The organism is Novosphingobium barchaimii LL02, from assembly GCF_001046635.1.
Lineage (GTDB): Bacteria > Pseudomonadota > Alphaproteobacteria > Sphingomonadales > Sphingomonadaceae > Novosphingobium > Novosphingobium barchaimii.
This window is the reverse complement of the sequence record NZ_KQ130452.1, coordinates 1,007,233-1,031,751: the sequence shown is the minus strand read 5'-3', so window position 1 is coordinate 1,031,751 and position 24,519 is coordinate 1,007,233. Positions and strand designations below refer to the sequence as shown.

The window sequence follows — 24,519 nt, the reverse complement described above, 5'->3', positions numbered from 1 at the left end:
CCTGGATGAAGGCGTCAATGCGCCGCAAGGATGCGGGACTGGTTTCGCTCGCGGCGATTGCCGCGCTGGCGATGCCGGTTGCCGGCCAGGCGCAGTCTACCGGCTACGACGGCGCCGGTGCGGGAATGGGCAGCGGCGGGCAGGGCGCTTCCGATGTCTCGTCCGGCAAGTCCAGCCGCTCCGACAGGCGGGGCGGCAGAGGCGGCGGCAAGCGCGTTGACATCGTGCCTTACATCGAAGTCGACCAGATCGTCACCGCCGAGCTTTCGCCGGGCAGCGACGTGATGACCTATACCCAGGCGGCGGTCGGTGTCGACGCGGCCATCTCGGGGCGCAACAACGGGGCCTCGGTCTCGCTGCGCTACGAGCGCCAGTTCGGCTGGGGCAAGCGCGCGCGCGACGGTGACGCGATCAGCGGCATTGCCCGGGGCTACACCACGATCGTGCCGGGCGTGACGTTAGAGGCAGGCGGCCTCGCCACTCAGGCCAATGTCGGCAACGGCGGCTCGGCGCTGGTCGGCAGCGGCGTCAACGACAAGTACAAGACCTCGATCTATTCGGTCTACGCAGGGCCCTCGGTGACCACCCGTGCGGGCGATCTCGACGTTTCGGCCAATTACCGCGCAGGCTTCACCAAGGTCGAGCAGTCCGACGGGTTCCGCGCGAATTCGGGCACCGGCGCCGCCGATGTCTTCGACAAGAGCGTGACCCAGATGGCCGACGTGCAGGCCGGCTTCGCGCCGGGCACGGTGCTGCCGGTTGGCGTGGGCGCTGCGGGCACCTTCTATCAGGAGGACATGTCCAACCTCGACCAGCGCGCCCGCGACATGCAGGCGCGCGCTCTGGTCACCGTGCCGGTCAGCCGCACCGTTCAGGTGGTGGGCGCGATCGGGTACGAGGACGTCGAAATCTCCAGCCGCGACGCGGTGCGCGATGAGGACGGCATTCCCGTGGTCGGCTCGGACGGCCGCTATGTCACCGACAAGTCCGGCCCGCGCGAACTGGCCTATGATGTCAGCGGGTTGATCTGGGACGTCGCGGTGATGTGGCGCCCCAGCCGGCGCACTTCGCTTTCCGCCCATGTCGGGCGCCGCTACGGCTCCACCAGCTTCGGCGGCACCCTGGCCTATGCGCCCAACGACCGCACCCAGCTGAGCGTTTCGGTCTACGACAATGTCGGCGGCTTCGGCGGCCAGCTCAACCGCGCTATCGACCAGTTGCCCGACGATTTCGAGGTCGTGCGCGATCCGATCACCGGCGAGCTGCGCGGCTGCGTCGCCTCGCTGGACGGCAGCAACTGCTTTTCCGGCGCGTTGGGTTCGGTGCGCTCGGCGTTCTTCCGCGCGCGCGGCGTGAGCGCCAGTTATTCGATGAAGGTGGGCCGCCTCAACGCCGGTCTTGGCCTGGGGTACGACCGCCGCAACTTCTTCGCCGCCCGCGACACCGTTCTCGCCTCGGCTGCCGGAGTGGTCGACGAAAACTACTGGCTGGCCGCCTTCCTTGGCGGCGAGCTGGGCCGCGATGCGGGCTGGTCGACCAATATCTACGCCAACTGGATCAGCAGCAACGATCCCCTCACCGGCGACGTTAACGGTTATGGCGCATCTGCCAGCTATTACCGGATGTTCACGCCGCGCCTGCGCGGTACCCTGGCGGTCGGCATCGATGGGGCGACGCGCGATGCGCCCGCGATCGACGACTTCTGGACGGCCTCGGCGCTCGCCGGCCTGCGCTACAGTTTCTGAGAAGGAAAACGCGATGTTCGATGATTTCTACGGGCTCGACGCAAGGCCCTTCCAGCTCACTCCCGACCCGGCTTTCTATTTCGAGAGCCTGACGCACCGCAAGGCGCTGTCCTACCTGGGCTACGGCCTTGCGCAGGGTGAGGGCTTCGTGGTCATCACTGGCGAAGTCGGCGCGGGCAAGTCCACGCTGGTCGCCTACCTGATGGCCACGATCGACCCCGCGCGCATGACCGCCGCCAACGTGGTGACCAGCGCGCTCGACGGCGAGGAGATCGTCCACGTCGTCGCGCAGTCTTTCGGCATCCACGTCGCGGGCCACGACAAGGCCTCCGCGCTGGGCGCGATCGAGGCGTTCCTGCATGAGGAAGCGCGCGCGGGTCGCCGCAGCCTGCTGATCGTCGACGAGGCGCAGAACCTCTCGATCAGCGCGCTGGAAGAACTGCGCATGCTGTCCAACTTCCAGCTCGGCTCGCAGCCGCTGCTGCAGACGCTGCTGCTGGGCCAGCCGGAATTTCGCGGCACCCTGCTTGAGAGCGACCAGCTGGAACAACTGCGTCAGCGCGTGATCGCCACCCATCATCTGGGCGCGATGCAGGCCAAGGAAATCCAGCCCTATATCGAGCACCGCCTGACCTGCGTGGGCTGGCAGGGCAATCCCAGTTTCGAGCCTTCCGTCTTTGCCGACATTCACGAGGCGACCGGCGGCATTCCGCGCCGGATCAACCAGATCGTCAACCGCCTGCTGCTGCTGGGCGCGGTCGACCAGCGCAGCCACATCGACAGCGAAATGCTGGCGCAGGTAATGGACGAACTGAGCGACGACGGTGCTCTGGCACTGGTCAGCCCGCAGCCGGTGGCGGAAACCGCGCCGGTTTCGGTGCCTGCCGCAACGGTGCAGTATTCCGCCTCGTTCGAACAGCCCGCAGCCTTCGCGCCCGTGCCGTCCGACGCGATCAACGCTGCTGCCGCCATCGAACTGATCGAGGCGGCACTGGCCGACCGCGATACGCAGATCGGTGAACTGCAGTCGGCCATGGTCGAACTTGCCGCCGCTGCCGAAGCGCGCGAGGAAGCATTTGCCGCAGCCTCCGCCGTCGCGGCCGCTGATCACGGCGAAAGCGAGGCCATCGCCGCGCTCCAGGCCGATCTGGCGCAGGCCGCCGCGCAAACCGCCAAGCTGGAGGCCCGCCTTGACGAGCAGTCGCGCACGCTGCGCCACACGCTCACCATGCTGATCGAGTGGATCGAAAGCGGCGACGGCCAGCGCAGCGCCGCCTGAGCATGGGAGTCTGCGGCCGGGGCTTCGACAGGCTCAGCCTGAGCGGGGCTGGGGCAAATTCTCCTTCCCCACACCCCGCTGCACCCCATCATCCCCGCTCAGGCTGAGCTTGCCTACGCCCCATCGTCCCAAAAAGAGCTTTCGCCACCATGACACTGCCCGGCCAGACTGCGAACGATCAGATCAACGGCCTGTCCGTCGATGTCGAGGACTGGTTTCAGGTGGGCGCCTTCGAAAAGGTGATCGACCGCAGCGACTGGAATTCGTGCGCAACCCGCGTCGAGCGCAATTGCAACGAGATACTGCAGCTGTTCGCCGATGCCGGGGTGAAGGGCACGTTCTTCACGCTGGGCTGGGTGGCGCAGCGTCATCCGTCCCTGATGCGCCGCATCGTCCAGGACGGCCACGAGATCGCCAGCCACGGCTGGGACCACGAACGCGTGTTCCGCCTTGGCCGGGAGGCTTTCGCGGCCGATATCGCAAAGGCCCGCAAGGTGATCGAGGATACCTCGGGCGCCGCCGTCACCGGCTACCGCGCGCCCAGCTTTTCCATCGATGCGCGCACGCCCTGGGCCTTCGAGGTACTGGCCGAGCAGGGCTATGCCTATAGCTCCAGCGTCGCGCCCATCGCCCATGATCACTACGGCTGGCGCGAGGCGCCGCGCTTTGCCTTCAAGCCTATTGCCGGCAGCGATCTCGTCGAGATTCCCGTTACCACCGCGCGGTTCGCCGGTCGCCGGCTGGCGGCGGGCGGCGGCGGGTTCTTCCGGGTGCTGCCTTACGGCTTCTCGCGCTGGGCGATCCGGCAGGTGAACCGCGAGGACGAGCGCCCGGCGGTGTTCTATTTTCACCCCTGGGAGATCGATCCCGGGCAGCCGCGCGTGGCGAACGCCTCGATGCGCTCGCGCCTGCGGCACTACACCAATCTTGGCGTCATGGCGGATAAGCTGGGCCGTCTGATCGGCGACTTTCGCTGGGGCCGGATGGACGAACTCGCCGCGCGCGAAGCGGGGCGCACCGTGGCGCCTCCTCCGGCCCTGGCCGCATGAACGCGCCGTTCGTGCCGCTGCTCTCGGACGTGCGCCTTGTCGATCTGGCCGACCCTGGCGAGATCGCCCGGCTTGAAGGCTTTGTCGCGCGCCATCCGCTGGGCACTCCTTTCCACCGCCCTGCGTGGTTCGTGTCCGTGGCGGCGGCTACCGACAACAAGGCGCTTGCCCTGGTGCAGGAGCGCGGCGGAGAGATCGTCGCCTTCCTGCCGCTTGACGCGGTCCATTCCCCGGTGTTCGGCCGTATCCTGGCCTCGACTGGCTTCGCGGTGGGCGGCGGCTTGCTGGCCACCGATTATGCAGACCCGGATGCGGTGTTCGCGGCGGTGGAGGAACTCGCCCTGCGCCTGTCGTGTCCCTCGATCGAACTGCGCGGCGGTGTGCTACCCGCAGAGGGTGCCAGTTCGAATGCAGGCTGGGCGCTCAAGACCGAATCCCATGCAGGTTTCGCCCGCCCCCTCGCGGCGGACGACGAAGCGCAGCTCACCTCGATCCCGCGCAAGCAACGCGCCGAAGTGCGCCGCTCGCTGGGCATCGACCTGACCATCGAGGTCGGCACATCCGAGCGCGACCGCGCCGCCCATTACGCGGTGTTCTGCGAAAGCTACCGCAATCTCGGCACCCCGGTCTTCCCGCGCGCGCTGCTCGATTCGGTGGTCGACGGGTTCGGCGCGGACACCGATATCCTGACCGTGCGGCACGAGGACAAGCCGGTCGCCAGCGTCATCAGCGTGTACCACCAGGGCGCGGTCATGCCTTATTGGGGCGGCGGCACCTGGGATGCGCGGCGCCTGCGCGCCAATGACCGCATGTACTACGAACTGATGCTTCATGCCCGCCGGCGCGGCGCGAGCGTGTTCGATTTCGGACGCTCCAAGACGCAGAGCGGCGCCTATCACTTCAAACGCAACTGGGGTTTCGAGCCGGAACCGCTGACTTATGCCACCTGGACCCAGCCCGGGGCTGCAAAACGGGACGCCGATCCCACCAGCGGCAAGCTATCGCTTCAGATCAAGGTCTGGCAGCGCCTGCCGCTAAGCGTCGCCAACCGCCTCGGCCCATTGATCGCGCGCGGAATCGGTTGATGGGCGAAATCCTGTTTCTCTCGCACCGCATCCCGTTTCCACCGGATCGCGGTGACAAGATCCGTTCCCACCATATCCTCAAAGCGCTTGCCCGGCTTGCCCCTGTCCATGTCGCGACTTTCGCCGATGACGAGCAGGACCGTGCATACGAGGCTGACCTTGCCGATCTGGCGGCCTCCTATCGTCTCGTCGAGCGCGCGAAGGCGCTGCCGGTCGCGGGCGTGGAGGCGCTGGCGAGCAGGCGTCCGCTCAGCCTGAGCGCGTTTCATGAGCGCAAGCTGGAAGCCTATGTGCGTGAACTGCTTGCTCAGCGCCCGATCGACGTCATCTACGTCTTCTCGGGTCAGATGGCGCAATATGTGCCGCAAGGGTTCACGGGCCGGGTGATCGCCGATCTGGTAGACGTCGATTCGGCCAAGTTCGAGGCCTATGCCGCAAAGGGCCGGGGTTTTCGTTCGTGGATGGAAAAGCGTGAAGCCCGCCTCCTGCGCGCCGAGGAAGCCCGCATCGCCGCCGCCGCCGACGTGACCCTGCTGATCAGCGGGGCCGAAGCAGAGCTGTTGCGATCGCGCCTGCCGGACGGGCCCGCCCGTGCTACGGCCCGGGTGCGCGCGATGGGCAATGGGCTTGATGCGGCTTACTTCGATCCGGCTGCGGCCTTGCCCGAGCCGCGTATGCTGGCGCACGAAGGTCCGCGCATCGTCTTCACCGGACAGATGGATTACGCGCCGAATATCGAGGCCGCGACCCGCGCGATCGAGCGGATCATGCCGCTGGTGCGCGAGATGTGCCCCAGCGCAAGCCTGCATATCGTCGGCCGCAACCCCTCGTCAGCGCTCGCCGCGCGCAGCGGACGGGACGGCATCATGGTATGGGGCAGGGTGGATGACATCCGCCCCTGGCTTGCCGCCGCCGACATGGCGCTGGTCCCTCTGGAGATCGCCCGGGGGGTGCAGAACAAGGTACTCGAAGCGATGGCCATGGCGCTTCCGGTCGTTCTTTCGCCGGGCGCGGCCACCGGCATCGACGCGCTCGACGGCAAGGAATTCGCCGTGCGTGAAAGCGATGCGGCGATAGCGCAGGCCCTGCTCGACCTCGGGCGTGCGCCCGCACTGGCCAGGGAAATGGGCCAGGCCGCCCGCGACTGGATACTTGCGAATGCCAGCTGGGAAGCGGCGCTTGCCCGTCTGCCCGAATATATGGGTGTCATGACCGAAAGCACTACAGATGCAGTCTGACGTAGCCGCACTGGCCGCCGCTCCCGGCCGGACATGGCGCGCGCTGGCGCCCCAGTGGCAGGCGGCAGTGGTCCGCCTTTCGCTGGCGTGGCTGGTGCTGTTCGCCGCCTTCTTCGCGGACTGGGCGGCAATGGCCCGCCAGTGGTGGAACATCTCCACCTATAACCATATCCTGCTGATCCCGCCGATCGTGGGCTGGCTGGTGTGGCAGCGCGGGCCCGAACTTGAACGCCTGACCCCGCGCGCGTGGTGGCCGGGGCTGGTGCTCCTTGGCGCAGCGGCCTTCCTCTGGCTGCTGGGTGCGATCTCGGGACTGGACCTCGCGCGGCAGGCCGGGGCGGTCGCGATGCTGGGCGCCTGCGTGCCGTTGCTGCTGGGCGTGCGGGTCTCGGCCGGGCTGCTGTTCCCGCTGTGCTACCTCGTCTTCCTCGTCCCTGTTGGCGAGGAACTGGTGAAGGTGCTGCAGACGATAACCGCAGACATCACCATCGCGCTAACCCATCTCAGCGGTATTCCGGCAGTGATCGACGGCGTGTTCATCGATACTCCGGTGGGCCTGTTCGAAGTCGCTGAAGCCTGTTCGGGCGTGAAATTTTTGATCGCAATGGTCGCCTTCGGCGTGCTTTGCGCCAACGTGTGTTTCCTCAACTTGCGCCGCCGCGCAGCGATGCTCGCGGCCTGCGTTATCGTACCGATCCTCGCCAACGGCGTGCGCGCCTGGGGCACGATCTACGCCGCGCAGATCTGGGGCGTCGAAGCGGCGGCAGGGTTCGACCACATCGTCTACGGCTGGTTTTTCTTCGCTATCGTGCTGGCACTGGTGATCGCCGGGGCCTGGCGCTTCTTTGACCGGCCGATGAATGCGCCGATGATCGATGCACAGGCCATTGCCGGGAAAGCATGGCTCGGCCGGCTGGAGGCGTTCGACATTTCCGGCAGGGCTGCGCTTGCCGGTATCGCACTGGTGTTCGCCGCGGTATGGGGCTGGGCCTTCGCTGCCGAGACGCTGGAAGCACCGATGCCGACGCGTATCGACCTGCCGGAAGTCGCGGGCTGGACGCGCAGCAACTACACCCCCGCGATCTGGTGGGAGCCGCGTGGCCAAGGCGCCTCGCACCGCCTGCTCGGCCGCTACCGCGACAATGCAGGCCACGAGGTCGACGTCTTTATCGCACTTTACGCCAGCCAGGGCGAAGGCAGTGAGGCAGGCGGTTTCGGGCAGGGCGCACTCATGCCGAAAAGCGCATGGTCGTGGCAGTCTTCGGGACCGGTGATGGGGGGTGACATGGCCAGCGGCGCCAGCGAGCGCCTGCTGGGCAACGGCCGGATCGAGCGGGTCGCGGTAACCTTATATCGCACGGGCTCGCTGCTCTCTGGAAGCAATGCGCAACTCAAGCTGGCGGTCATCCGTGACCATTTGCTGTTCCGGGCCCGGCCTACTGCCATGCTGATCCTTTCGGCCGAGGATGCACCTCGCGGCGCCGCGCAGCATTCCATTTCCGCTTTTCGCGCATCCACAGGGCCAATTGGCCCATGGGTGGACCGCGTGATCCAGCTCAGGTAGCCAAGGCCCATGTGCGGCATCGCCGGTATCTATCATCTCGAAACGCCCAAGCCCGTGGATCCGGCCCGGATCGAGGCGATGTGCGACGCCATCGCGCATCGCGGCCCTGATGGACAGGGAGTATGGACCGCGCCGGGCGTGGGTCTTGGCCATCGCCGCCTCTCGATCATCGACCTTGCCGGTTCGCCCCAGCCTATGGCCTCGCCCGATGGCCGTGCGATGCTGATCTTCAATGGCGAGATCTACAACTACCGCGAACTGCGCCAGGAACTGAAGGCGGCCGGCGCAATCTTCCGCACCGACGGCGACAGCGAGGTGATCCTCGCTGCCTGGCAGCGCTGGGGCCCGGACTGTGTTTCGCGCCTCAACGGCATGTTCGCCTTCGCGATCTACGATCTGGAGGCCCGCAGCCTGTTTCTTGCGCGGGACCGGCTTGGCGTGAAACCGCTCTATTACGCGCCGCTGAGTGATGGCAGCCTGGCTTTCGGCTCCGAACTCAAGGCGCTGCTCGCCCACCCGCTGCTGCGGCGCGAGATCGACCCGCTGGCGATCGAGGATTACCTCACCTGGGGCTATGTCCCCGACAGCCGCGCGATCCTGAAGGGCGTGCACAAGCTGGCGGCGGGCCACTCGCTGCTGCTGCGCTGCGGCAGTCCACTGCCCCGTCCCAGCCAGTGGTGGGACGTCTCCTTCGCCGATCGCCGCAAGGGCAAGGCTGCCGATCTGGAAGCCGAACTGGTGCACCTGATGCAGCAGGCGGTATCCTCGCGCATGGTCGCCGACGTGCCACTGGGCGCGTTCCTTTCGGGCGGGGTCGACAGTTCCAGTGTCGTCGCCTTAATGGCCGAAGCGAGCGGACGGCCCGTGCGTACCTGCTCGATCGGTTTCGATGTGGCCGGTCTGGACGAGAGCGCCTACGCTTCCCAGATCGCCCGGCTGTTCGCCACAGACCATGCATCACGCAAGGTTTCGCCGGACGATTTCTCCGCGATCGACCAGCTTGCCGGCATGTTCGACGAGCCGTTCGCGGATGCCTCCGCGCTGCCGACCTGGCGGGTATGCCAGCTGGCGCGCGAATCGGTGACTGTCGCCCTCTCGGGTGACGGTGCCGACGAGGCGCTTGCCGGTTACCGCCGCCATGTGTTCCAGAACGGCGAGGACCGGGTGAGGGCGCTTGTGCCGCAGGCCCTTCGTGGTCCAGTGTTCGGAGCGCTCGGCGGGCTCTATCCCAAGGCCGATTGGGCGCCGCGTCCACTGCGTGCGAAATCGACGTTGCTGTCGCTCGCGGGTGATTCAGCGCAGGGGTATGCCCGGTCGATGGCTTTCGCGCCGCCGGAACTGCGGGACGGGCTCTATTCCGACGACTTCCGCCGCCTGCGCGGGGATTACCGCGCTGAGGACCCGGTGCTGGAACTAATGCGCGGCGCCCCGGCACGGTCGGGGCTGGACCAAGCGCAATATGCAGACCTCAAGGCTTGGCTCCCGGGTGATATCCTCACCAAAGTCGATCGCACCAGCATGGCGGTCAGCCTGGAAGCACGCGAGCCGCTGCTCGATTACCGCCTGATCGAATTCGCGGCGAGCTTGCCTGAATCGGTCCGCGTACGCGGCGGGCAAGGCAAGTGGTTAATGAAAAAGGCGATGCGCCGATACCTGCCGGACGAAATCCTCTATCGCCCCAAACAGGGTTTCGTAACACCGATCGAGCAGTGGTTCCGCGGCCCACTCGCCGAAACCGCGCGCGAGATCGCGGGCGGCGCAGCGTTGGCCCGCACCGGCTGGTTTGACACCCGCCGCCTTTCGGGGCTGGTCGACAGCCATGTTGCGGGCACCGCCGACAACTCGCGCCTTCTGTGGCAGCTGCTTATGCTTGACAAGGCATTTACTGGTCTCGGTATTGGTTAAGACGGTGCGCTGCGCCTGATATTCGCGGGCATCGCTTTTTACCGGCCCGGTCGGATTAACTAAACCGATTCTTAGGACCTTTGCGGTAATCCGGCATGAGCGAAGCGCCATTGCGGGACGTCGATGAACATAACCGGTCGCCATTGCCAGAGTTCAAAGCGGAAGATTTTCGCGGCCATGACGCATGTTCAGCATCTTGTTGGCACCGGCCAGGGGTATGGATCATGATCGGACCCTTCCGCCGCATGCATGCTTTCTGGAAGAACCCTCGCGCCCGGATCGTTTTCTGGGCAGCCTTCACTGGTTTGGCCGTGGGCATCAGCGGGATAAGTTTGCCGGCGGAGGATTACCTCCGCAACTGGCGCTGGATGTCGCGTACCGAACCCTCGAGCGGCACTATCGTCATGGTCGAGCAGGATCAGCAAACGCTGACCAACTTAGGTACCAACGACGTCACTCACGGTAACGACGCCGATATCATTGATCATTTATTTGCCAGCGGCGCGAAGCGGATATTTTTTGATCGTTCGTTTTCGGCGCCCGGTTCCAGGGATGACGATGCAAAATTCGTTACGGCACTAAAGGCGAACCAGGGCAAGGTCGTCTTGGGAGCGACCGTGGGAGGCAGCGGGCCTTTAGGTAATTACGCTGGACGTGTCCCCCTGGAGGCATATCGTAAACACGCCGGTGTTGCGTCAATTCTGGTGCGGCACAGGCCGATGAATATGAATGTCCAAATTCCCTTTTCGTCGGACAGCCCTGTAGGCAAGATCCCCTCGATTGCGGCTGCGATTGCCGGAGTTGATGTTGAACCGGACAAGCTGTTTTTTCCCGACTTTGCAATAGCGACCGGCTCGTTTCGGACGCTGAGCTACTACGACGTTATGCGTGGGAATTTCGAACCCGCGATCGTTCGCGGCAAGGATATCTTGGTCGTCCCGTCGGCTCTCATCTTTAATGACATCCACTCGATACCTGGCCAGAATATAAATGCCCCTGGCGGATATTTTCATGCCATCGGGGCGGAGACCCTGAAGCGCGGGATGCCCAAGGAATACGGCTGGCTTCCGGCCTTCGTCCTGGTTCTGGTTCTCATCGTAACGGCTTTCGGTCGCGGACGAGTGCTGGATGTTTATCGCTTTTCGGGACTCGCCGCAGTCCTCGGCGCGGCACCGTTCGTGCTGGACTATGCCGGCATTCAGATTGAGGTGATCCCGGCGTTCAGCGTCGCTCTCGTCGCGGTGATCCGCATGCGCAACCTTGATCGTGTCGAGGAGGCAGGCGAAACCAATACCGGCTCCGGCTTGCCCAGCGTTCAGGCACTTCGCAATTCCGCCGATGTGTCGACGCGTATCCTAGTCGCCCTGAAGATCCGCAACTATGGCGCCATTATCGGTAGCTTCGCGGAACATGTCGAGGCGCAACTCGCCAAGGAGATCGTCCGCCGCATCCGCATCAGCGATGAGAACGTCCTGATCTACCACGAAGGCGGCATGTTCGTCTGGCTCTCGTCCATCCGCAGTTCGTTCGACTTGTTCGAGAACCTCGAGGGCTTGCACCGAATTGTTCAGAACGGCATCCAGGTTGGTGGTATCGATGTCGACCTTTCGTTCAATTGCGGCGTCGATTCCGAGTTCGGCAGGGCGCTATCCGGCCGAGTTGCCAGTGCGATGCAGGCGGCCGAAGAGGCGGTGCGCAATGACGAACTGGTCTACCAGCACGAAGCGGGTAAGCATGAGGCACAGTGGGAAATCTCGCTGCTGACCTCGCTCGACCGGGCTATCGATAACGGTGAAGTTTGGGTTGCCTATCAGCCGAAGCTGGAACTGAAATCCAATCGCATCTGCGGTGCAGAGGCGCTTGTACGCTGGACGCATCCCGAGCGAGGTCCGATTGGCCCAGATAAATTTATTCGGATTGCCGAAGAATTCCACCGCATTGAACGAATTACGCGGTTCGTCATCAATGATGCGGTGCGGGTGGCCGTTGAACTGGAGCGTAGTGGGTACGAACTGACCATGTCGGTCAATATCTCGGCGCAGCTCCTGCGTAACCCTGGGCTTCCGGGCATGATATCGGAAATTCTGGCTTTGCATGGTCTGTCGCCCAATCGCCTCATTCTGGAGATCACGGAAACCGATCGCCTCGATCGCAGCTCGCGCACTTTCCAGATGCTGCAGCGCCTCGTCCAGTCCGGCTTGCGGCTGTCGATCGACGACTTCGGAACCGGCAACGCGACGATCGATTACCTGCGCTATCTACCCGCCAGCGAGGTCAAGATCGACAAGACATTCGTATCGCTGATGGAAGGCCGGAAGGATGACCTACTGCTGGTGCAGTCGATCATCGAGATGGCCCATTCGCTGGACCGTGTCGTCGTCGCCGAAGGAGTGGAGACGGCGAAGGTTCTGGAGATGCTCACAGGCATGGGCTGTGATCTGGTGCAGGGCTACTATGTTAGCCGCCCTGTCCCATTCCGGGATTTTCTCGACTTCGTATCAGGCCGGAGAGCGCGTTTGATTGGTTAAAAATTCCTTGATGCTTCGTTAACCTCTTGTTATCCATTTGATCGGCCGCAGTGATGCGGTCGTTCACATGGGAAATGACGATGAACAAGGAACTTTGGGGCGGTGGTTGGTGGGGCGGCTCTCTCTAATAGAGAGGCTACCTGCTAGAGCCCGCTTCAACAGAACGGGCTGCTGCTAAGAAAAAGAAGCGCTTTCCAGAAGAACTCCTGTCTTTTGGAAAGCGCTTTTTCTTTGCCTTTTTGAAATGTGTATTGCGGTCATTCAGCGCATGAACAGCCGTCTATCGCCTTAAGTGTCGGGCGTGCATTGGTTGCATCTTTAGACTGGATGTTGGCAAGCTAGGATGCTCAGTCGCGTAAGGCGCGAATCGCATCCCGATTCGGGATGCGTTAACGAAACTCAGTCCTCGCCGTGTCCCAGTGCGAGATAATCAGCGCTCTGCATTTCGTTAAGACGGCTGACGGTTCGCTCGAATTCGAAGCGGCCAGTCCCAGCCTGGTAAAGATCTTCAGGGGACGCATCGGCGGCTGCGATCAGTTTGACCTTGTGTTCGTACAGCGCGTCGATGAGCGTAACGAAGCGCGCGGCCTCGTTGCGGCGATCAGGACCCATCTTCGGAATGCCAACGAGGATCACCGTGTGATAAGCGCGTGCGATGGCCAGGTAATCCGCCGCGCCCCGAGCTTCTCCGCATAGGCGCTTGAAACTGAAAACGCCCACACCCTTGAGGCTTTTAGGCACGTGGAGCACGCGGCCGCCACCGACGTCGATATCGGCAGAGGGGACGTGCTCGCTGTCCTCAGGTGGATAGTCGGTGAGGCGATAGAACGCTTCACGAACCTGCTCGGTGGCTTCTTCGCCCAATGGCGTGTGCCAAGTGGCCATCCCGCCAAGGCGCTGCATCCGGTAATCAGTCGGTCCATTCAGCGTCAGGACGTCCAGTTCCTGCTCGATGAGGCCAATAAAGGGCAGGAAATGCTCGCGATTAAGCCCATCCTTGTAGAGATGAGAGGGTGCGCGGTTCGATGTCGTCACGATCGTCACGCCTTCGTTCACGATAAGATACGTGAACAGGCGGCTCATGATCATCGCGTCGGCCGAGTTGTTGACGACCATTTCGTCGAAGGCGAGGCAGCGCGTGCCTCGGGCAATGGTGGCAGCAACCGGCGGGATAGGGTCGCCGGTTTCCTTTTTACGCTCGTCGCGCAGCAGAGCGTGGACTTCGAGCATGAAGGCGTGGAAATGAATGCGCTTCTTGCCGGGCATGTCGAGCGTCTGGACGAACAGGTCCATTAGCATGGACTTGCCGCGCCCGACGCCGCCCCACATGTAAACACCGCGCGGCGGGGCGGGTTTCTTGCCCAGCAGCTTGCCAATCAATCCGGTGGAGGCCTGGGCCTTGTAAAGATCGCGTTGAAGGCGACTAAGCCGCTCGGCAGCGGCAGCCTGCTCGGCATCCGAGCGTAGTTCGCCGGTAGCGACCAGAGCTTCGTATCGCTCGAGCATGGCAGTCATGGCGGAGAAACCTTGCCGATGCTGGGCTTGCGCAAGGTGCCCACGAAGCTGGCCACCAGATGCTCGCCTTGCTCGACGGTGCCGCGCATGAAGACGAGGCGCCGGGTTTCCTTCATCACTTCGGAAATCACGTCGAGTGGCTGCCCGATACGGCCCGCGCCGATGAACTGGTTATGGAGATCGAGCGTGACCGAACCGGCGGCGTCCGCACCCAAAACCGTGAATATCGATGCAAACATGGCGACGTCGATCAAGGCGAGGGTTACCCCGCCGTGGACGTTGTCATTCACGTTGCTGTGGCGGCTTTCTACATCGACAAGGCGCAGCCTGGCGCCTTTCTCACCTTCGCGGCGGATAATCATACGTCCCAGGCCATGCGTGTTGAAACGCGTACCTTCGTTGAGCCGCCACGAATGCCAGCCCGGAAACTCCGGGTCCGGCTCGTGAATGAATGTTCCGCCTTGTGCCATGGGCAGGTCCGGTTCCGAACCAATCCTGACTTAGACTTGGCGCTCGGCCTGCATCTTCTTGATCTCAGCGATGGCGCGTGCGGGCGAGAGGCCCTTGGGGCACACGTTGGCGCAGTTCATGATCGTGTGGCAGCGGTAGAGGCGGAACGGATCTTCCAACTCGTCGAGGCGCTCTCCGGTCATTTCATCACGGCTATCTGCGAGCCAGCGATAGGCCTGTAGCAGGATTGCCGGGCCGAGGAACTTGTCGGAGTTCCACCAGTAGCTCGGGCATGAGGTGGAGCAGCAGGCGCACAGGATGCACTCATAGAGGCCATCCAGCTTCTCACGCTGCTCGGGGCTCTGGAGGCGCTCCTTGCCCGACGGCGTGGTCGAGACAGTCTGAAGCCAGGGGCGGATGGAGGCGTACTGCGCGTAGAAGTGGGTGAAGTCGGGAACGAGGTCCTTGATCACATCCATGTGCGGCAGCGGGGTGATGCGGATGTCACCCTTCAGATCTTCTATCGCGGTAGTGCAGGCGAGGCCGTTGGAGCCGTTCATGTTCATTGCGCATGAACCGCAGATGCCTTCGCGGCAGGAACGGCGGAAGGTCAGCGACGGGTCGGCTTCGCTCTTCATCTTGATGAGCGCGTCGAGGACCATCGGACCACAATTGTCGAGATCGATCTCGAACGTGTCGTAGCGCGGGTTCTCACCCGAATCGGGGTCGTAGCGGTATACGGTGAATTTCTTCACCTTGGTGGCGCCCTCGGCCTTGTGGACTTTGCCTTGCTTCTTGATCTTGCTGTTGGCCGGGAGGGTGAAGGTCGCCATGAAGAATCCCCGTGATCTTGCACTGCGGCATGAACCGCGACTGATGTCCCCCCTCTAGCGATTCGTCCGCTCAGGGCAAGGGGTGACAATGGCGAGGTTTTCCCGGTCCAGCCCGGAGGATGCGCCTGAGGTGGTCGCTGGCTCCGCCGATTTGCTCCCTACGGGCGGCCCGTATCGATGGCGATGAGGGCTGGGTTATCCGCAATGATGTCGACGAGAACGGAGCAATATACTGTTATTTAAGCGATAATCGCTTGGTTTTCAGGCCTCTGCCATCGGCTTTAACTAAGTATCCGGCGCTGACGGTGGTTCTTTTCTCTAGTGGGAAACGCCTTTGCCCTTGAAGCTACGCGCACGGAGAATTGCGCGGTTCGCAAGTGGATAAAGGTGAGAATTACAGGACTGCAAGCAATCCAATCGGTTCGTTCCGACTGACAAAATGTGTCAGACACTCCCAAGCGCATACAGCGCTAGGTGCTATTGAGTGTCAACCGCAAACTAATTCGAGGTTTTGGCCCCTTCATGCTCGCTCAGCGCCATTGCGCGAGGAGAGTTCTTGAAATCGCATCCAATTCGCCAGCCGAGGGGTGCACGGCAAGCGCGGATGCGAAACCGCGCTAGCGATGCGGATGCGCGGTAAACGCCTTGTGGGGCCTTGCGTCGGGTGCTTGTAGTTTGTGCAAGAAGGAAACCCGGGAGAATGTGATGCGCGAATGGCAAGGGCGAACAGCTGTGATTACCGGGGGAGGCAGAGGCTTTGGCAAAGCTTTCGGTGCGGCGCTGGCGCTTCGGGGCGCGCACGTTGTTCTGGTGGATATCGACGGCGCACAAGCGGAAGCCGCCGCGCAGGATATCCGGGTTCAAGGCGGCTCGGCGCTGGGGATTGGCGGCGATGTGACCAATGAAGTTCGCATGGCGGAAGTTATGGCGCAGGCGGCGCAGGCTAACGGCGGCATCGACCTGCTGGTGAACAATGCGGGCCTCCATTCGAACGAATATGGCCAGCCAATCCTCAAACTCGGCCTGGCCAAGGTCCGCCGTCTGTTCGAGGTTAATGTGATCGGAGTGGTGTGCTGTACGCTGGCCGCTCATCCGCACATGAGAGGCAGGGCGGGTGCTTCGGTCATCAATATCGCATCCAGCGCTGCGCATCTGGGCGGCTCGGCCTACGGCGATAGCAAGCTTGCCGTCGCTGGACTGACGATCACGTTCGCACGCGAACTCGGACCGGACGGCATTCGCGTGAATGCGATATCGCCAGGACTTATTCTTACCGAGACGATCCGCAACGAGCTTCCCGAAGTGACCAAACAGCGCGTTCAGGCGATGCAGATGATATCCGGCGACGGACTGGAAGACGATATCGTCGAGGCCCTGCTTTACCTTGCTTCTGGCAAGGCGCGTTTCGTCACCGGCGAAACACTGCGGGTTACCGGCGGCATGGCTGCGGGGGTTTAGGCGGGATGGCGGCCAACCTTGCCGGGTTGGCTGCATTCATTTCTGATTTCGCCCAAAATGGCAAACGCCGCGCGTGATCCGAAGATCGCGCGCGGCGCCTGACTTGTTTTCAGCTTCGATCAGGTGCCGAAGGTACGCTGCCACCAGCCGCGACGCGGCGAGCCGGATGCATCGCCCTCATCACCAGAAGCGTCATCGCCTGCTGCTTCAGGCTCTGCTGCGGCGGGTTCGGCGGCTGCGACAGCTGCTTCGCCCGGAGCGGCGGAAGCCTCGGCCTTCTTACGGCGCGGCGCGCGCTTTGGCTTGGCGGACGCTTCTTCCGCAGCCTGCTCGGCGACTACTTCGACCGGAGCCTCGGCAGCCACGTCAGCCTTTTTGCGACGCGGTGCGCGCTTGGGCTTGGCGGGCGCTTCTTCCGCAGCCGGCTCGGCGACCACTTCGGCCGGAGCCTCGGCAGCCACGTCAGCCTTCTTGCGGCGCGGCGCGCGCTTGGGCTTGGCGGGCGCTTCCTCGGCGACCGGTTCGGCGGCCACTTCGGCGGGAGCCTCGACCACGGCTTCGGCTACGTCAGCCTTTTTGCGGCGAGGCGCACGCTTTGGCTTGGCGGGCGCTTCCTCGGCGACCGGCTTAGCCGGTGCGTCGGGTTCGCTAACCGTTTCTGCGATCGGAGCAGGCGCGGCGTCCTCGGCAGCGTCTTCGCGGGCTTCCTCGCCCTCGAAGCCTTCACCGTTTTCGGAACCGTTCTCAGCTTCACCGTCACGGCGACCACGACGGCGACGACCACCACGGCGGCGACGCTTCTTGGGTGCTTCGCTGCCGTCGGTATCGGCGTAGCTGGTTTCGCTCTCGGCTTCGTCCTCAGCAACGTCTGCTTCGGTCTCGGTGGTTTCGCCTTCGACCTCTGCTTCGGTTTCGCCTACTTCGGCGCCGTTCTCGTCACCGCGATCGCGGTTGCGGCCACGGCGGCGTTTGCGACGCTTGCGGCCACGGCCGCCTTCGCCTTCATCGCCTTCTGCGCGCTCGGCCCGCTCGCCGCGTTCACGCGGTGCAGCTTCCTCGCGCTCGACTTCTTCCTCTTCCTCTTCCTCTTCTTCCTCGATCACGAAGTCGTCTTCGACGTCATCGGCGATCGGGTCGAAGCGCGGCACGAACTCGTTGCGGGGGCCAGAGGATACAACGCGCATCTTCGCGCCTTCGTTCTCACCCTCGGGGATGACTTCGACGGTGACGCCGTAGCGCTCCTCGATGTCGGCCAGGTCAGCGCGCTTGGCGTTGAGCATGTAGACCGCCGCTTCGGTGGATGCGAAGAGCGAGACCACGACGCCCTTGCCCTTGGCCGCTTCGTCTTCGATGAAGCGAAGCGCCGAAAGGCCGGCAGAGCTGGCGGTGCGGACGAGGCCGGTGCCGTCGCAGTGCGGGCACGAACGCGTCGTAGCTTCCAGAACGCCGGTGCGCAGGCGCTGGCGGCTCATTTCCATGAGGCCGAAGCTGGAGATGCGGCCAACCTGGATACGGGCGCGGTCGTTCTTGAGTGCGTCCTTGACGGCCTTCTCGACCTTGCGGACGTTCGAGCCATATTCCATGTCGATGAAGTCGATCACGACCAGGCCCGCCATGTCGCGCAGGCGCAACTGGCGCGCAATTTCCTGCGCCGCTTCGAGGTTGGTGGCAACCGCCGTCTGCTCGATCCCGTGCTCCTTGGTGGCGCGGCCCGAGTTGATGTCGATCGAGACGAGCGCCTCGGTCGGGTTGATGACGATGTAGCCGCCCGAACGCAGCTGTACGACCGGATCGTACATCGCGGTCAGCTGATCTTCCGCACCGAAGCGCTGGAACAGCGGCACCGGGTCGGAATAGGGTTTAACCTTAGGTGCGTGGCTGGGCATCAGGAGCTTCATGAAGTCCTTCGCCGCGCGGAAGCCTTCCTCGCCCTCGACGACCACTTCCTCGATGTCGCGGTTGTAGATGTCGCGGATGGCGCGCTTGATGAGGTCGCTGTCCGAGTGGATGAGCGTCGGCGCTTCCGAGCCGAGCGTCACTTCGCGCAGGTCGTCCCACAGGCGGGCGAGATAATCGAAGTCGCGCTTGATCTCGGTCTTGGTGCGCTGGAGGCCAGCGGTACGCACGATGCAGCCCATCGAACGCGGAAGCTGCATTTCCGAGATGATCGACTTGAGGCGCTTGCGGTCGGATGCCGAGCTGATCTTGCGGCTGATGCCGCCGCCATGGCTCGAATTCGGCATGAGTACGCAGTAACGGCCGGCAAGGCTGAGGTACGTGGTCAGGGCTGCGCCCTTGTTGCCGCGCTCTTCCTTGACGACTTGCACCAGCAGGACCTGGCGGCGATGGATGACGTCCTGGATCTTGTAGCGGCGGCGCAGCGCCATGCGCTTGGCACGCAGGTCGTCAGCTTCCTTCGAGCGGCCCGAGGGGCGGCCCTGGCGGCGGCGCCCGCGGCCACGGCGGTTCGACGAATCGCTGCCTTCGCCTTCTTCGTCGCCGTGCTCGCCTTCGTCACCGTCGTGGAACTGGCCCTCGACGGAGCCGTCCTCGATCGTGGCGACGTGGTCCTTCTCGGACGTGTCGACTTCGGTCAGGCCGCCTTCGTCGTCGCTGTAATCTTCGTCCTCGTCGTCGCCTTCGCTGGCGCGCAGAGCGGCTTCTTCCTCGGCGTGCGCGGCTTCTTCAGCCAACAGGGCCTCGCGATCCTCCTTTGGGATCTGGTAGTAGTCCGGGTGAATTTCGCTGAAGGCAAGAAAGCCATGGCGGTTGCCGCCAAAGTCCACGAACGCCGCCTGGAGCGAAGGCTCCACACGGGTGACCTTCGCCAGGTAGATGTTACCCTTTATCTGCTTGCGTTCGGTCGATTCGAAATCGAATTCTTCAATTCGATTGCCCTTGAGTACCGCCACCCGCGTTTCTTCCGGGTGGCGCGCATCGATAAGCATGCGCGTTGCCATTTGATATTCTCCGTGCGCGTCCGCGCCCGGCCGGATCAGCCAGGGGGACGCGATTTTGTTCGATGTGTTCCGATGTGCCCAGCAATCCGGCGTCATGCATCTCAGGGGCCCGGCCGATTGCGGCGGGGCCCGTCATTGTGCGTGCCGGGTGAAGGGCGAGTTCGTGCGTTTGCACCTGCCGCTTTGAAAGCGACGGGGAGTCGAGGCAATCCAGCGCCTCGTGCGCGGCGAATTTATGAGCCGTCTTTAAGGCGGCGTGTGCATCCGTAGCCCTGTAGGCCACGGGGGGGGCGACCACTGCGTGAGCGGTGCGTGTGTCTGCGAGCGCGAGATAGCGGGGCGCCAAGGAAAGCGCGGAAAATTGCGACCACGCCGCCCACGCCCTTTCGGGCGTCAGCTGGCAAGGCGGCAATTGGCTTCTCATGGCTCGCTTCAACCTGTGAGGTTTTCCGGAAAAGGATTTTCCGGTTCCCTGGGCCGGGACTATATCGCTGTGCCGGTCCTGCCCGGTGCCATATGGTGTTGGCGTTCCCGGATTGCGAGGACCGAAAGCATCTTGGCCCCGGTCATATGGGCGTAGCATCCATGGCCCGGGACGGCAAGTTCCTTGGCCCGCTTGGCTTTATACCAAGGGTGGCTGGCCGGCTCCCATGCAGAAATCCGTGGGAAAGCCATTGGGCAATGGATTGCAGGGGCGCTGATGTGGACTTAGTCATTCCGGCAATGTCGCGCACCTTGCAGCTGATCCTGTTCCTTTCGACGTCGCTGGCGCTGCTGGTTGCCGCCGTCGTGTTCAGCGGGCCTTTGGCTGCGCGTGCGGATGCTTACGATTATGTCGTGCGGTTCGATCTGCCCAGTGCGGACATGCCGGTAGGCCTGCCGCGCGTCGATGGGCCGCCCGATGCCAGCCGGCCGCTGATCGTGATCGACCCCGGGCACGGCGGTTTCGATCCCGGCGCCGGGCAGGGCGCGCTCAAGGAAAAGACGGTGGCGCTGCAGGTCGCGCTGGCCTTGCGCGACAAATTACTGGCGGGCGGCGGTTTGCGGGTGGCGCTGACGCGTGACACCGACCGCTTCATCTCCCTCGCCGATCGCCCGGACATTGCCCGGCGCCTGAACGCCGACCTGTTCGTGTCGATCCACGCAGATAGCGCGGAAAGCGATTCGGCGCGCGGGGCCAGCGTTTATGTCCTCTCCGAAAAAGGGTCGAGCGATGCCGCGCAGCGCTTCGCAGATCGCGAAAACGGGGCCGACCGCGTAAATGGCGTGGCGCTTTCGAAAACCAGCGCCACGGTCGGCGCGATCCTGCTCGACCTGTCGCAGCGCGGCGCGCAGGCGGGCTCGGCGCAGGCTGCCGGGCTGCTGCTGCGCGAACTGGGCGACAGAGGCATGGGCCTGCACCGCGAACACCCGGAAACGGCAGGGCTGGCGGTGCTGAAGGCGCCGGACATTCCCTCGATCCTGTTCGAAACCGGCTACATCAACAATCCGCAGGATGCCCAGGTGCTTGGCTCGCGCAGCGGCCAGCAAGCGCTGGCAGAGGCCGGGGCCAAGGCAATACGGGCCTATTTCGCACGGAAACTGGGGGCATAGTCCTTGAGCGGAAGATCGGACATTCATCGCAACCTCTCTGGCCTTGCGCGAAAAGGGCGTGCTAGAGGACCGGCGCAATGACCGACGCGAATAATCCCGGCGAGCAGCCGTCCGAAGACGCGAGCTTCCGCATCCGCCGCGAGGCTTCCGGCGGTTTTGCCGCGATTGGACGGCAATGGCGGATGCGCAAGTGGCTGCGGCGCTTCATCTACATGTGTCTGGCCGGCCTTATCGGCCTCATCTGTTTCTGGATCGTGCTGACGCGCGACATGCCGGATGCGAACAAGCTGCTCGAATATCAGCCGCCGCTGCCGACGATGGTTCGCGGAATGGACGGCGAGATCGTCTATTCCTACGCCCGCGAACGGCGCGTGCAGCTGCGTTTCGTCGATTTTCCGAGATCGATGGTGAACGCTTTCCTTTCGGCCGAGGACCGGACTTTCTGGACCCACGGCGGCGTCGATATCGGCGGTCTCGCCGGTGCGGTGGTCGACTATGCTGCGAAGTTCGGCACCGGCGCGCGCGCCAAGGGCGGTTCGACGATCACCCAGCAGGTCGCTAAGAACATCCTTATCGGCGACGAGTATTCGGTTACCCGCAAGCTCAAGGAAATGGTCCTCGCGCGCCGCATCGAAGGCGTTCTGACCAAGCAGCAGATCCTTGAACTCTACCTCAACGAAATTCCGCTCGGCCGCCGTTCGTTCGGCGTGCAGGCCGCGTCGCGCGCCTATTTCGACCGCGACGTCGAGGACCTGACGCTCAGCCAGAGCGCGTTCCTCGCCATCCTGCCGCGCGCTCCCGAAGTCTACGGGCGCAAGAAGAACGAAGACCGCGCGATCGAGCGTCGCAACTGGGTGCTCGATCAGATGGTCCGCAACGGCTGGGCGACCCCGCAGGCGGCCGCTGTCGCCAAGGCGGAGCCGCTCGGTCTCGTCACCCAGCGGGGCAGCGATTTCGATCCCGCCAATGGCTACTTCGTCGAAGAAGTGCGCCGCCGGCTGATCGACAAGTACGGCGAGAAGGCCGAGGACGGGCCGAACAGCGTCTACGCCGGCGGTCTGTGGGTGCGCACCTCGCTCGACCCCGAAATGCAGAAGGCGGTGCGTGATTCGCTCCGCGGCGGATTGCTGCGCTATCATGGCAACCGGGGCTGGGTAGGGCCGATCGCCCATCTCAACGATCTTGAGAACTGGCAATCGCAACTGGTCGTCGCCAACAAGACGGTGGACTACAAGGACTGGCGTGTCGGTGTCATCCTTGATGGGTCTTCGACCGACGGTGGTTCGGGCCGCATCGGTTTCTCCGATGGCAACATCGCCACGCTGACCGGCGTTCCGGCGCGGGCCAAGGCCGGCGATCTGGTTGCCGCTGCGCCGGTAACGGCAGGCACCTGGGCGCTGCGTGCGATCCCCGAGGTTTCGGGCGGCATGGTCATCGAGGAACCCGCCAGCGGGCGCATCGTCGCCATGCAGGGCGGCTTCGATGCCGGCATCGATTCGTTCAACCGCGCCGTCCAGGCCGAGCGTCAGCCCGGCTCCACGATCAAACCCTTTGTCTACGCCACCGCGTTGCAGAACGGCATGACCCCGGCGACCCAGGTGCTCGACGGTACGTTCTGCGTGTTCCAGGGCGCGAACCTCGGCAACAAGTGCTTCAAGAACTTCGGTGGAGAAGGCGGCGCAGGCAGCCATACCATGCGCTGGGGCCTGGAACAGTCGCGCAACCTGATGACCGTGCGCATTGCCAACGATGCCGGCATGGCGCGCGTCACCCGCACATTCCACAACGTCGGTATCGGCGACTACCAGAACTACCTTTCGTTCGCGCTGGGCGCGGGCGAGACGACCGTGGCGCGCATGATCAACGCATATGCCGCGCTGGCCAACAACGGCGTGCAGTTCTCGGGCTCGGTCATCGACTATGTCCAGAACCGCAATGGCAAGGTGATCTGGCGCGCGGACAAAAGCCGCTGCGATACCTGCAACATGCCCCAGTGGGATGGCAAACCGATGCCCCGGGTTGCGCGCAAGGGTAAGCAGGTTCTCGACGCCGACACCGCCTATCAGGTCGTCCACATGCTGGAGGGCGTGGTTCAGCGCGGCACTGCGGTGCGTCTGCGCGACCTCAAGCTGCCGCTGTTCGGCAAAACCGGTACTACCAACGGTCCGACCGACGTGTGGTTCATGGGAGGCAACCAGGACTACGTGGGCGGCGTCTACATGGGGTACGACGCGCCCCGCTCGCTGGGCGGTTATGCTCAAGGCGGCCGCATCGCCGCGCCGATTTTCAAGGACGTAGTGGAAGCCACACGTAAGCGTTGGGGGCAGCAGCCCTTTGTCGCTCCGTCGGGCATCCGCATGGTTCGCATCGACCGTGTGACCGGCAAGCGGGTCATGGGCGTCGAGCCTGGCGACGACCCGAAGGCTGCCGTAATCTGGGAAGCCTTCAAGCCCGACACGGAACCGCGCCAGTACACCGCCGAGGACGAATTCAGCCGCCGCCGCGACGCGCTGGTATCCCAGATCCGAGGCGCGCGTGATGCCCGTGCCGCAGCGGAGGCCACTGCCTCTGGCGACGCCGGGAACTTTGCGGAGCAGCAGGGCGGCGTATACTGATCCCTTCAGGGGCGGCTGCGACCAAGTCGGGATAAGGCGCCGGTTCCGCGCGGCGCCCTGCCCAGAGTTGAATAGTCCGTTCCGCACCCCCTGAGCTTTTTTCCGAAAATGGGCGTTAGCTTGCTTTCGTCGGTGCGGCGGGGCGATGCTTTTGGTGCTTGGATAGCTGACGCTTGCAACGTCCAGATGGCTGGCGAATGCTGAACGGCGCAAGCAATCCGGAAAAGATGCCCATGAAAATGAAACTTGTCGCGCTCACCCGCCCGCAGCCCGGCCGCGAGGCGGAATACCACGAGTGGTATGACAACACGCACCTGCCCGAGCTGGTGAACAAGTTCGGCATGGCGGGCGCCCAGCGCTACAAGCTCGCCGCCAGGTTGATGGGCAGCGACGAGAACGAATTCCTCGCGATTTACGACATCGAAGCGGATGATCCGATGGCGTTGCTGGGGGCGATGGGCGCCGCGTCGAAAAGTGGCGAACTGACCCAGAGCGACGCGCAGGACTTTGGCACCTGCTACACCGCGCTGTTCACCGAACATGGCGAGCGGGTAGTGCCGCAGGGCTGAGGCCGGGGTTCCAGAACAGCGGGAGGCCCCTCCTTTCCGGGGCCTTTTCGCGTGATCGCCCGAGGCTCCTGTAGCGACGTAACGATAACGCCGGGGCGGTCCACCCGCTCTTGCATCGGGGGGCGTGACTGAA

General features: G+C 63.9%; 16 protein-coding genes. 12 read left to right on the top strand and 4 right to left on the bottom strand.

Translation table 11 applies throughout. From position 1 onward, the window contains the following. Positions 1 to 5: 5 nt before the first annotated feature. From V474_RS05155 to V474_RS05120, 8 genes are all read left to right on the top strand, one after another. Entirely contained in the window at positions 6 to 1,745 is a 1,740-nt protein-coding gene (locus V474_RS05155; RefSeq protein ID WP_059150791.1) for a hypothetical protein, read from the top strand. A gap of 13 nt (positions 1,746 to 1,758) precedes the next feature. After that, positions 1,759 to 3,024, top strand: coding sequence for an XrtA/PEP-CTERM system-associated ATPase (locus tag V474_RS05150; RefSeq protein ID WP_059150403.1), 1,266 nt, complete (start codon positions 1,759 to 1,761; stop codon positions 3,022 to 3,024). Between the two features lie 149 nt (positions 3,025 to 3,173). Beyond that, a complete protein-coding gene (locus tag V474_RS05145; protein WP_059150402.1) occupies positions 3,174 to 4,073 on the top strand; it encodes an XrtA system polysaccharide deacetylase in 900 nt (299 codons plus the stop codon). Next, positions 4,070 to 5,158 carry a FemAB family XrtA/PEP-CTERM system-associated protein gene (locus V474_RS05140; protein ID WP_059150401.1) on the top strand — a complete coding sequence of 363 codons (1,089 nt, stop codon included), beginning with the start codon at positions 4,070 to 4,072 and terminating at the stop codon, positions 5,156 to 5,158. Before V474_RS05145 ends, V474_RS05140 begins: the two co-directional genes overlap by 4 nt. Beyond that, positions 5,158 to 6,396 carry a TIGR03087 family PEP-CTERM/XrtA system glycosyltransferase gene (locus V474_RS05135; RefSeq protein WP_059150400.1) on the top strand — a complete coding sequence of 413 codons (1,239 nt, stop codon included), beginning with the start codon at positions 5,158 to 5,160 and terminating at the stop codon, positions 6,394 to 6,396. The genes V474_RS05140 and V474_RS05135 overlap by 1 nt, the downstream gene beginning before the upstream one ends. Further along, the gene (xrtA, locus tag V474_RS05130) at positions 6,386 to 7,960 is read left to right on the top strand and encodes an exosortase A (protein ID WP_082699592.1); all 1,575 of its coding nucleotides are present in this window, start codon (positions 6,386 to 6,388) and stop codon (positions 7,958 to 7,960) included. Before V474_RS05135 ends, xrtA begins: the two co-directional genes overlap by 11 nt. Positions 7,961 to 7,969: 9 nt before the next feature. Continuing rightward, positions 7,970 to 9,865: an XrtA/PEP-CTERM system amidotransferase gene (locus V474_RS05125; RefSeq protein WP_059150399.1), complete on the top strand. Its 1,896-nt coding sequence runs from the start codon at positions 7,970 to 7,972 to the stop codon at positions 9,863 to 9,865. A gap of 224 nt (positions 9,866 to 10,089) precedes the next feature. Then, positions 10,090 to 12,393 carry an EAL domain-containing protein gene (locus V474_RS05120; RefSeq protein ID WP_059150398.1) on the top strand — a complete coding sequence of 768 codons (2,304 nt, stop codon included), beginning with the start codon at positions 10,090 to 10,092 and terminating at the stop codon, positions 12,391 to 12,393. Between the two features lie 399 nt (positions 12,394 to 12,792). On the opposite strand, the gene zapE is transcribed toward V474_RS05120, so the two are convergent. From zapE to V474_RS05105, 3 genes are read right to left on the bottom strand one after another with little or no spacing between them, the layout of a single operon-like run. Further along, entirely contained in the window at positions 12,793 to 13,908 is a 1,116-nt protein-coding gene (zapE, locus tag V474_RS05115) for a cell division protein ZapE (protein ID WP_059150397.1), read from the bottom strand. Then, positions 13,905 to 14,378 (bottom strand): PaaI family thioesterase, encoded by a 474-nt coding sequence (locus V474_RS05110; RefSeq protein ID WP_059150396.1) that lies wholly within the window; start codon positions 14,376 to 14,378, stop codon positions 13,905 to 13,907. The genes zapE and V474_RS05110 overlap by 4 nt, the downstream gene beginning before the upstream one ends. A gap of 30 nt (positions 14,379 to 14,408) precedes the next feature. Beyond that, positions 14,409 to 15,191 (bottom strand): succinate dehydrogenase iron-sulfur subunit, encoded by a 783-nt coding sequence (locus tag V474_RS05105; protein ID WP_059150395.1) that lies wholly within the window; start codon positions 15,189 to 15,191, stop codon positions 14,409 to 14,411. 705 nt (positions 15,192 to 15,896) lie between these two features. On the opposite strand from V474_RS05105, the gene V474_RS05100 reads away from it, so the two are divergent. Further along, positions 15,897 to 16,649: an SDR family NAD(P)-dependent oxidoreductase gene (locus V474_RS05100; protein ID WP_059150394.1), complete on the top strand. Its 753-nt coding sequence runs from the start codon at positions 15,897 to 15,899 to the stop codon at positions 16,647 to 16,649. A 119-nt stretch (positions 16,650 to 16,768) separates the two neighbouring features. On the opposite strand, the gene V474_RS05095 is transcribed toward V474_RS05100, so the two are convergent. Then, the gene (locus V474_RS05095; protein ID WP_059150393.1) at positions 16,769 to 19,609 is read right to left on the bottom strand and encodes an Rne/Rng family ribonuclease; all 2,841 of its coding nucleotides are present in this window, start codon (positions 19,607 to 19,609) and stop codon (positions 16,769 to 16,771) included. 723 nt (positions 19,610 to 20,332) lie between these two features. Between V474_RS05095 and V474_RS05090 the strand changes: the two genes are divergently transcribed. The 3 genes from V474_RS05090 to V474_RS05080 all read left to right on the top strand — a co-directional run bounded on the left by V474_RS05090 (position 20,333) and on the right by V474_RS05080 (position 24,386). Next, complete coding sequence (locus V474_RS05090) at positions 20,333 to 21,202, top strand: N-acetylmuramoyl-L-alanine amidase family protein (RefSeq protein ID WP_059150392.1); 870 nt, start codon at positions 20,333 to 20,335, stop codon at positions 21,200 to 21,202. Between the two features lie 77 nt (positions 21,203 to 21,279). Further along, the gene (locus V474_RS05085; protein WP_059150391.1) at positions 21,280 to 23,817 is read left to right on the top strand and encodes a penicillin-binding protein 1A; all 2,538 of its coding nucleotides are present in this window, start codon (positions 21,280 to 21,282) and stop codon (positions 23,815 to 23,817) included. A gap of 233 nt (positions 23,818 to 24,050) precedes the next feature. Then, positions 24,051 to 24,386: a hypothetical protein gene (locus V474_RS05080; RefSeq protein WP_059150789.1), complete on the top strand. Its 336-nt coding sequence runs from the start codon at positions 24,051 to 24,053 to the stop codon at positions 24,384 to 24,386. Positions 24,387 to 24,519: the final 133 nt, after the last annotated feature.